This is a genomic window from Nesterenkonia sp. LB17 (assembly GCF_022565915.1).
Classification (GTDB): Bacteria; Actinomycetota; Actinomycetes; order Actinomycetales; family Micrococcaceae; genus Nesterenkonia.
Genome location: NZ_JAJOYX010000007.1, coordinates 63,649 through 71,971 on the forward strand (window position 1 = coordinate 63,649; position 8,323 = coordinate 71,971).

Genomic DNA, 8,323 nt, shown 5'->3' on the forward strand with positions numbered 1-8,323 from the left:
TCCGATTCAGTCAGGAGGGTTGCTAGTGGGGCCGGCCGTGGAGCATCAGGCTCATCGCCTCGGCGCGGGTGGCGGCGTCGCGGAGCTGACCGCGCACCGCAGAGGTGATGGTCCGCGCCCCGGGTTTGGAGACCCCGCGCATGGACATGCACAGGTGCTCGGCCTCGACGACGACCATCGCCCCGCCAGGAGCCAGATGCTCGACCAGGGCGTCGACCACCTGAGTGGTGAGCTGCTCCTGGACCTGCGGGCGCTTGGCGAAGATGTCCACCAGCCTGGCGAGCTTGCTCAGTCCGGTGACCTTGCCCTCCGGGGAGGGGATGTAGCCGATGTGGGCGTGGCCGAAGAAGGGCACCAGATGATGTTCACAGGTGGAGTAGAAGGGAACGTCGCGGACCAGCACGAGCTCCTCGTGGCCGATGTCGAAGGTGGTCGACATCAGCTCGGCAGGGTCCTCGCGGAGACCCTGGAAGGCCTCCTCATAGGCCCGGGCCACTCGGGCCGGGGTGCCCTTGAGACCCTCGCGCTCCGGGTCCTCCCCGACGGCGAGCAGGATCTCGCGCACCGCAGCCTCGATCCGCGGCAGATCCACCGAGCCTTCAAGCGGGGTGACCGCACCGGCGGCGCCGACGGAGCGACTGCCCGACCGGTCGGGGAATGGGGTGGGAGGGCGGTCAGGCATCGGAGTTCTCGCCGCCGAACTGGTATTCGGGGTCCCGCTCGTCCTCCGGCACCACCTCGGAGGTGATCGTGACCGGTCGTCCCGGGGAAGATTCCCAGATCTGGCGGACCGGGCGCTTGATCACGTCGTGGAAGATCGCGGCGACCTCCTTGGCGTTGAGGGTCTCCACGCGGAGCAGCTCCTCGGCGAGGCGGTCGAGCACATGCCGGTTCTCATGCAGCGCGTGGTAGGCCTCGTCGTGGGCCTCGTCGATGATGGCGCGGACCTCGGAGTCGATGACGGAGGCGAGGTCCTCGGAGTACTCCTTGCCCTGGGCCATCTCGCGTCCCAGGAACGGGCTGGTGTCGCCGGAACCGAGCTTCACGGAGCCGACCCTCGCGCTCATCCCGTATTCGGTGACCATCCGGCGTGCGGTCTCGGTGGCCTTCTGGATGTCGTTCGCAGCCCCGGTGGAGGGGTCCTGGAAGACGATCTCCTCCGCCACGCGGCCGCCCATGGCGTAGGCGATGGTGTCCAGCAGCTCGTTGCGGGTGGTGGAGTACTTGTCCTCCTCGGGCACGACCATGGTGTAGCCCAGGGCGCGGCCGCGCGGAAGGATCGTGATCTTGGTGACCGGCGCGGAGTAGTTCAGCGCAGCCGCCACCAGCGCGTGGCCGCCCTCGTGATAGGCGGTGACCCGGCGCTCGTGGTCCTTCATCAGCCGGGTCCGCTTCTGCGGTCCGGCCATGACCCGGTCGATGGCCTCGTCGATCGCGCGGTCATCGATCAGGTCGGCGTTGGAGCGTGCCGTGAGCAGCGCGGCCTCGTTGAGCACATTGGCCAGATCCGCACCGGTGTAGCCGGGGGTCTTGCGGGCCACGGCCTTGAGGTCGACGTCGTCGACCATCGGCTTGCCCTTGGCATGGACCTCCAGGATCGCGCGGCGGCCGGCGAAGTCGGGAGCCTCCACGGGGATCTGTCGGTCGAAGCGGCCGGGACGCAGCAGCGCCGGATCCAGCACGTCGGGCCGGTTCGTGGCGGCGATGACGATGATGTTGGTGTTGGCGTCGAAGCCGTCCATCTCCACCAGCAGCTGGTTCAGCGTCTGCTCGCGCTCATCGTTGCCTCCACCCACACCGGCGCCGCGCTGGCGGCCCACGGCGTCGATCTCGTCGACGAAGATGATGGCCGGGGCGTTCTCCTTGGCCTGCTTGAAGAGGTCCCGCACGCGGGAGGCGCCGACGCCGACGAACATCTCCACGAAGTCCGAGCCTGAGATCGAGTAGAAGGCGCCGCCGGCCTCGCCGGCCACGGCCTTGGCCAGCAGCGTCTTGCCTGTGCCGGGGGCGCCATAGAGCAGCACGCCCTTGGGGATCTTCGCCCCTAGGCGCTGGAACTTCTCGGGCTCGGAGAGGAACTCCTTGATCTCATGGAGCTCCTCCACTGCCTCTTCAGCGCCGGCCACGTCGCCGAACGCCACCTGGGGCATGTCCTTGTCGAACATCTTGGCCTTGGACTTGCCGAACTGCATCACCCGGGAGTTGCCGCCGGACATGCGGGTCAGCAGCCAGATGAAGAGCAGCGCGATGATCAGGAAGGGGATCATGAAGCCGAGCATGGAGAGCAGCCAGTTCGACTGCTCCGGCTCATCGGTGTAGCCCTCGAGGTCAGCGTCGGCGATGGCCTCGACCACGGTCTCGGCGCGAGCCGAGGAGTAGAAGAAGTGGACGACGTCGCCGACCTCCTGCCCGTCCTGCTCATACGGGGAGCTCAGGTTCAGATCGACGCGCTGGTCGCCGTCCTCGACGGAGGCCTCGACGACCTCACCCTCGGCAAGGAGCTCCATGCCGACATTCGTGTCCACCCGCTGACCGTTGGCCGAGGAGGAGAACATCATCGGCACGACAAGCAGCAGCAGCACCACCGCCAGGACGATCCAGAACAGTGGCCCGGTGAAGATCTTCTTGAAGTTCATGCAGCTCCGTCAGACGCAGATATACCTAGCATCTAAAGGTACTCGGGCTCGAGGTGATGGGGCTAACCCGGGCTGGACAAGTTCGCCTCCGGGAGAACTCGCCCAGCCGGGAGCGTGCGCCGAACGGAGGGGGCGAAACGACCGGGTCAGCCGATGATCGGGATCAGCAGCGAGACCGTCAGCAGCACCAGGGCCCCGCCGATCCGGGAGGAGACCTGCAGGAACGGCATCAGCTCAAGCCGGTTCGCGGCGGAGACCACGGCGACATCCCCGGTGCCGCCCATGTCGGTCATGCCCATGCCGATGGCGATCGAGGTTTCGGCGTAATACATCTTCACCAGCCAGCCCAGCGCACCGGAGACCAGGATCGCGACCACTACGGCCAGCGCCACGAGCACCGGGTAGCGCCAGTCGGAGAGCAGCCGGCCGAGCTCGTCGAACTCGAAGAAGGTGATCGAGATGCCCACCAGCAGCGCCGGGGTCAGCGTTCCGGAGACGAACCCGAACCAGTTCGAGACGGCGTCCTCGAAGGAGGCTGGCATCAGTCCGAAGATCTTGATGGAGGCAGCCAGCAGAATGGTCCAGGCGTAGGCGTGCAGCCCGGGGACGAACTCCGCGATGATGCTGCCGGCCAGGAAGAGCGTGGCAGCCAGGGTCAGGCCCACGACGAGCACGTTGAAGGATCCGCTGGTGGGCTTCGGCCTGGACTTGAACTGATCAGCGCTGCCTTCGACCCGCACGATCTGCCCGTTGCCGTTGAAGCCGACGAAGAACTGCTGGCCCTTATAGGTGATGCCGTTGAAGATGCCGGCGCAGAAGATGGTCAGCACGTTGGCGATGATCACCGCGGGGATCAGCTGTGCCACATAGGCTCCGGCGTCGCCGCCCATCTGGTCTGAGTAGATCCCGGACATCGGCACGATGCCGGCGCCCACACCTCCGCCCATGATCGGAGCCGCCACGAAGAGCACCGAATCGCGCAGCCCGAAGCCCAGCGCGGTTCCCACCGCGCCGACGACGACGAAGACGGTGATGATGGTGCCGATCAGCGGCACCGCGATCCGCGCGCCGGCCTTGAGCAGCAGCGCTCGCGGCATGCCCAGGATGGAGCCGGCGATGAGACTGGCGACGTAGAAGTCGATGAAGCCGATCTCGGAGCCGTCGGTGAAGATCTCCATGTTCTCCGCAAGCGACTGGGGGAACCAGCCGAAGTGGAGCAGGATCGCCGGGGTCAGGATGCACAGCACGGTGGGCAGGCCGTAGTTGCGCAGGCCGGGCACTCGTCCGCCGAGCCAGTTCAGCAGCGCCCCGACCAGGATGACGACGGCGAAGCCGGCGAGCATCGTGTTCGGCAGCACTCCCAGCGCGGCGCAGAGCAGGATGACGCCGAACAGCAGGGCGAACCATCCGATGGGCAGACCCATGATGCGGGTCCAGCTCTCGGGCCGGTCAAACTCCTCGGCGGCGTCTGCGTGGACCGGCTCGGCCGGCGTCGTCATCCTGTGGGTCTCGCTGGAAGTCCCCTCGCCCGGAAGCGTCTCGGAGGGGGATCCTGCGGGCTGCATTGCCCGCGATTCAGTCTCGCCGCGCACGTGTCTCCTCGAAAGTCTCAGATGCCTGACCGCGCGGGCTCACTGCCTGTGTGTGGCACGTCACCGGTGTGGCCAGCGTTACGCTACTTTGCATTTTATAAAGTATCAACTGAGGCGAGCGGTGCGAGGATTGGCGAGGCGAGCGGTGCGAGGATTGGCGAGGCGAGCGGCACCCTGCATGAGGCGGCGGACGGACCCGGCATGGGGCGGGTGCCGGTGTGCCAGTGGCCCGGGATGCGCCAGGGTCCTCGGGCCGGAGCGGCTCGACGGCCGGAGGCTCAGAGCTTGTTCAGGGCGGCTTCACGGCCGTGTTCGATGTGCTGCGCGGTCAGTGCGGCTGCGGCATCCAGATCCTCGGCCACCAGGGCGTCGAGGATCGCGTGGTGCTCACGGCTGGACTGGGACACCCGCTCCTGATCTGCGTAGAGGCCCAGAGAGGGATAGGGCATGCCGGCCCAGAGCTGGTCGATGAAGCCCATCAACAGGGCGTCTCGGCTGAGCCGATACAGCGCGTAGTGGAAGGCCTCGTTGCGCTGCACGACCTCCAGCGCGGTCTGTGCCTGATCGCAGGCGCAGACGAGCTCGCGCAGATCCTCGAGATCACCTGGGGTCAGCTGCTGCCCGGCCTGGCGCACCGCGAGCGGCTCGAGCACGGTGCGCAGCCGGTAGACCTGCTCGATGCGTTCCGGGGTGAGCTCGGCGATGAAGGTGCTGCCGTGCGGGTCGTGAACCACGAACCCTTCGGCCTGAAGCCGATTCAGCGCTTCGCGCACCGGTGTCAGGCTCATGTCGAGCATGTCGCTCAGGTATCTGAGCGTGATGCGCTCCCCCGGCGCGAGCTCGCCGGCCTGGATGCTGCTGCGCAGGCTGGAGTAGGCGGCCGCGGCCTTGCTCACCGGCCGCACCGGTACGATCTCATCCACAGCCCAGCTCCTCCCGTGTCTGCCGCGGCGAGCGGTCAGCTCACTGGTAGACGTGCGGAGCCAGGATCCCGACACAGTCGAGGTTCCGGTACTTCTCGGCGAAGTCCAGGCCGTAGCCGACGACGAACTTGTTCGGGATGTCCATGCCGACGTACTTCACGTCGATGTCGACCTTCACGGCGTCGGGCTTGCGGAAGAGTGTGCAGATCTCCAGCGAGGCGGGTCCGCGGGATTCCAGGTTGGTCTTGAGCCAGGACAGCGTCAGGCCGGAGTCGATGATGTCTTCGACGATGAGCACATGGCGGTTCATCAGGTCCGCATCGAGATCCTTGAGGATGCGCACCACCCCGGAGGACTTGGTGCCGGAGCCGTAGGAGGACACCGCCATCCAGTCCATGGTCACGTGTGAGCTCAGCGCGCGGGCCAGATCGGCCATGACCATGACCGCGCCTTTGAGAACGCCGACCAGCAGCACGTCCTTGTCTGCGTAGTCACGATCGATGACTGCGGCAAGTTCTTTGATCTTCGCGTCGATCTCATCCTTGGTGTAGAGCACCTCGGTGAGATCTGCACTGACATCCTGAGCGTCCATGGGTGGTGTCCAGCTCCTTGTAGAAGGTCTCGCGTTCCTCAGTTCAGGCGTGGAACGATGACAAGTTTCGCATAGTCCGGGCTCCCCCGCGTCCCGCGGTGCGCGCTGACCCCTCCCTCCAGCTCGATCGGGCCCGCCGATCCGGTCTTCGCCAGGAGCTTCTCCACCGCGCCGAGCCGCTCGAACGAGGGGTTGGCGCCTCCCGCGGCGACGACGGCGAGCGCGATCACCCGGCGTCGGATCGCCGGCGGCGCGCCGAGCAGCGCTGGCAGCGCCATCCGCAGCTGCCCCTGAAGCCCGGGATCTTCGAGCAGCAGCTCAAAGTGGGCCTTCGCCTCCTGGTCCAGGTATGCCGCATCCTCTGCGGCGATCTGCGCGGTGCGCGCCAGCGATTCTCGGATGGAGCTGCTGAGCTGGTCCTCGAGATAGGGCAGGATCTCGGTGCGGACCCTCGAGCGCAGGAAGCGGGGATCCGTGTTCGCGGGATCCTGCCAGGGGCTCAGCTGCGCATGGGCGCAGATCTCTTCGGTCTCGGCGCGGGTCAGCCCCAGCAGCGGGCGCCGGAATGGGCCGCGCACGGCAGGGATCCCGGCCAGGCTGCGGGTCCCCGACCCGCGGGCGAGGCCCAGCAGCACCTGCTCGGCCTGATCATCACGGGTATGGGCCAACAGGATCCGAGTGGCCCCGGTCTGGGCCAGCGCCTGGGAGAAGGCCCGGTAGCGCGCCGAGCGAGCTGCCGCCTCGGGGCCCTCGCCGGAGTCGGGGTCCACGGTCGCCTTCACGGAGATCACCGGGTGCAGCCCAAGGCGTGTCAGCTGGGCCCGCGCCGTCGTGGTGACGGCCTCGCTGTCCGGGTGCAGCTGGTGGTCCACGACGACGGCACCCACCCGTGCACCGCCCGGTGCGCTGGGGCTGTTGTCAGGGCTGGGGCTGTTGTCAGGGCTGGCGCTGTCCCTGCCGCCGTCGCGGCGCTGCTGGTGGAAGCCGGCGGCAGCGGCCAGGGCGAGCGAGTCGGCTCCGCCGGAACAGGCCACCAGGGTCAGCCCCTCAGGATCAAGGACGGCTTCGACGGCGCGGCGCGCCCGGTTCACCGAGTCGGGGAAGCGGGGGCTCACGCCAGTCCCATGCGCTCGATCCATTCCTGCGGGTGGTGCAGCTCATGCTCGGTGGGCAGGTGCTCGGGGGACTCCCAGATGATGTTGAAGGAGTCCATGCCGATGGCATCCACGATGTGTCCGACGAACTTCTGTCCGTCCCGGTACTGGGCGGCCTTCACGTCGAGCTGGAGCAGCTTGCGGATGAATTTCTCCAGCGGGGTGCGGGTCTTGCCGCGGGCCTCGAAGCGCCGCCGGATGGTCTTCACACTGGGCACGATCGAGGCGTCGACCCCGTCCATGATGACGTTGGCGTGACCCTCGAGCAGGCTCATCACGGCGGTCAGGTGGGACATGGTCTCGCGGTCCTGCGGGGTCTGGATGACCTCGACCAGTCCCCGGCCGGCCCGGACCTGCTCGATGATCTCCCCGAGCCGATCCCCCAGTCCTGAGGCCATACCCATGGTGGAAGAGCTCAGCTCGGTGATCTTGGCCTTGAGATGGTCGGCGAGCCAGGGTGCGGCGGCGAACTGCACCCGGTGGGTCTGTTCGTGCAGGCACACCCAGAGGCGGAAATCCTCGGGCACCACGTTGAGCTCGGTGGTGATCTCCACGATGTTCGGGGCGACCAGGATCAGCCGGTTCTCCGTGAAGGGATCGAACTGCCCCAGCACATTGGCGGAGAGGAAGGCCAGCACCGCGCCGAGCTCGGCGCCGGCGAAGGAGGAGCCGAAGACCTGCGCGTTGGAGCCCTCCTTGCCGAGTTCCGGCTTCTGCTCCAGGGCGACCTTCAGCGCGGGGCCCAGCAGCTCGCGGAAGCTCTCCACATTGGCCTTGGACCACGTGGCGCGGTCCACCACGAGGGTCTCGGCGGGATCGGCGCCCAGGTTCCGGGCCGCCTCAAGCCCGGTGATCCGGTGCACGTGGTCGACAGCCTCGGCGGCTGCGCCGCGCAGGGCGGCCACCTCCTCCTGGACCTGGGCCGCGCTGAACCGGGGCCCCGCCGGGGCCACTCGTGCCGCCGTCGTGGTGGCGAGCTCCCAATTGATCATCAGGTCACTGGCTTGTGCCGTGGAGGTGCTGTTCATCGGTCCATCACACCACAACAACCTCAGCTCCGTGACAGCGCCGCCAGCCGGGCGGCCGGGCTCAGCCCATGGCGGCGACGCTCAGCCCATCACCCGGCCGGTGATCTGGTCCAGCATCTTGTCGCTGAGCATCCGTCGGCCGAAGAGTCCGGCCCAGGCAAGGTGCCCCAGCGCGCAGCGGGTGCTTGGACGCGGCGGGGTCCGCGAGCGCGCGAACACCGCCGCACGCAGCGAGTGGGCGATATGAGCGAAGATCGCCGTCGAAGACGGCGGCGGATTCCAGCGGTCGTTGCAACAACAGCGGTTTCAACTGGTGGTGAGTAAGTCTCTCATCGCTTCTGCTGGGGTCCGCCAGTCCAGGGTCTTCCTCGGGCGTCCATTGAGGAGATATGCCACGT

At 67.5% G+C, this 8,323-nt stretch carries 8 protein-coding genes; all 8 read right to left on the minus strand.

The features are described 5' to 3' along the window. Positions 1 to 22: 22 nt before the first annotated feature. The 8 genes from folE to LTH96_RS12830 all read right to left on the minus strand — a co-directional run bounded on the left by folE (position 23) and on the right by LTH96_RS12830 (position 8,144). Positions 23 to 682 carry a GTP cyclohydrolase I FolE gene (folE, locus tag LTH96_RS12795; RefSeq protein ID WP_241466353.1) on the minus strand — a complete coding sequence of 220 codons (660 nt, stop codon included), beginning with the start codon at positions 680 to 682 and terminating at the stop codon, positions 23 to 25. Continuing rightward, entirely contained in the window at positions 675 to 2,636 is a 1,962-nt protein-coding gene (ftsH, locus tag LTH96_RS12800) for an ATP-dependent zinc metalloprotease FtsH (protein WP_241466354.1), read from the minus strand. The genes folE and ftsH overlap by 8 nt, the downstream gene beginning before the upstream one ends. A 146-nt stretch (positions 2,637 to 2,782) precedes the next feature. After that, positions 2,783 to 4,135, minus strand: a complete 1,353-nt coding sequence (locus LTH96_RS12805) for a 2-hydroxycarboxylate transporter family protein (protein WP_241466355.1) — start codon at positions 4,133 to 4,135, stop codon at positions 2,783 to 2,785. 371 nt (positions 4,136 to 4,506) lie between these two features. After that, the gene (locus LTH96_RS12810; RefSeq protein WP_241466356.1) at positions 4,507 to 5,151 is read right to left on the minus strand and encodes a GntR family transcriptional regulator; all 645 of its coding nucleotides are present in this window, start codon (positions 5,149 to 5,151) and stop codon (positions 4,507 to 4,509) included. Between the two features lie 40 nt (positions 5,152 to 5,191). After that, entirely contained in the window at positions 5,192 to 5,743 is a 552-nt protein-coding gene (hpt, locus tag LTH96_RS12815; RefSeq protein ID WP_241466357.1) for a hypoxanthine phosphoribosyltransferase, read from the minus strand. A gap of 38 nt (positions 5,744 to 5,781) precedes the next feature. Continuing rightward, positions 5,782 to 6,858 (minus strand): tRNA lysidine(34) synthetase TilS, encoded by a 1,077-nt coding sequence (gene tilS, locus LTH96_RS12820; RefSeq protein ID WP_241466358.1) that lies wholly within the window; start codon positions 6,856 to 6,858, stop codon positions 5,782 to 5,784. Beyond that, the gene (locus LTH96_RS12825) at positions 6,855 to 7,889 is read right to left on the minus strand and encodes a zinc-dependent metalloprotease (protein ID WP_241466359.1); all 1,035 of its coding nucleotides are present in this window, start codon (positions 7,887 to 7,889) and stop codon (positions 6,855 to 6,857) included. Before LTH96_RS12825 ends, tilS begins: the two co-directional genes overlap by 4 nt. A gap of 117 nt (positions 7,890 to 8,006) precedes the next feature. Continuing rightward, positions 8,007 to 8,144: a hypothetical protein gene (locus tag LTH96_RS12830; protein ID WP_241466360.1), complete on the minus strand. Its 138-nt coding sequence runs from the start codon at positions 8,142 to 8,144 to the stop codon at positions 8,007 to 8,009. Positions 8,145 to 8,323: the final 179 nt, after the last annotated feature.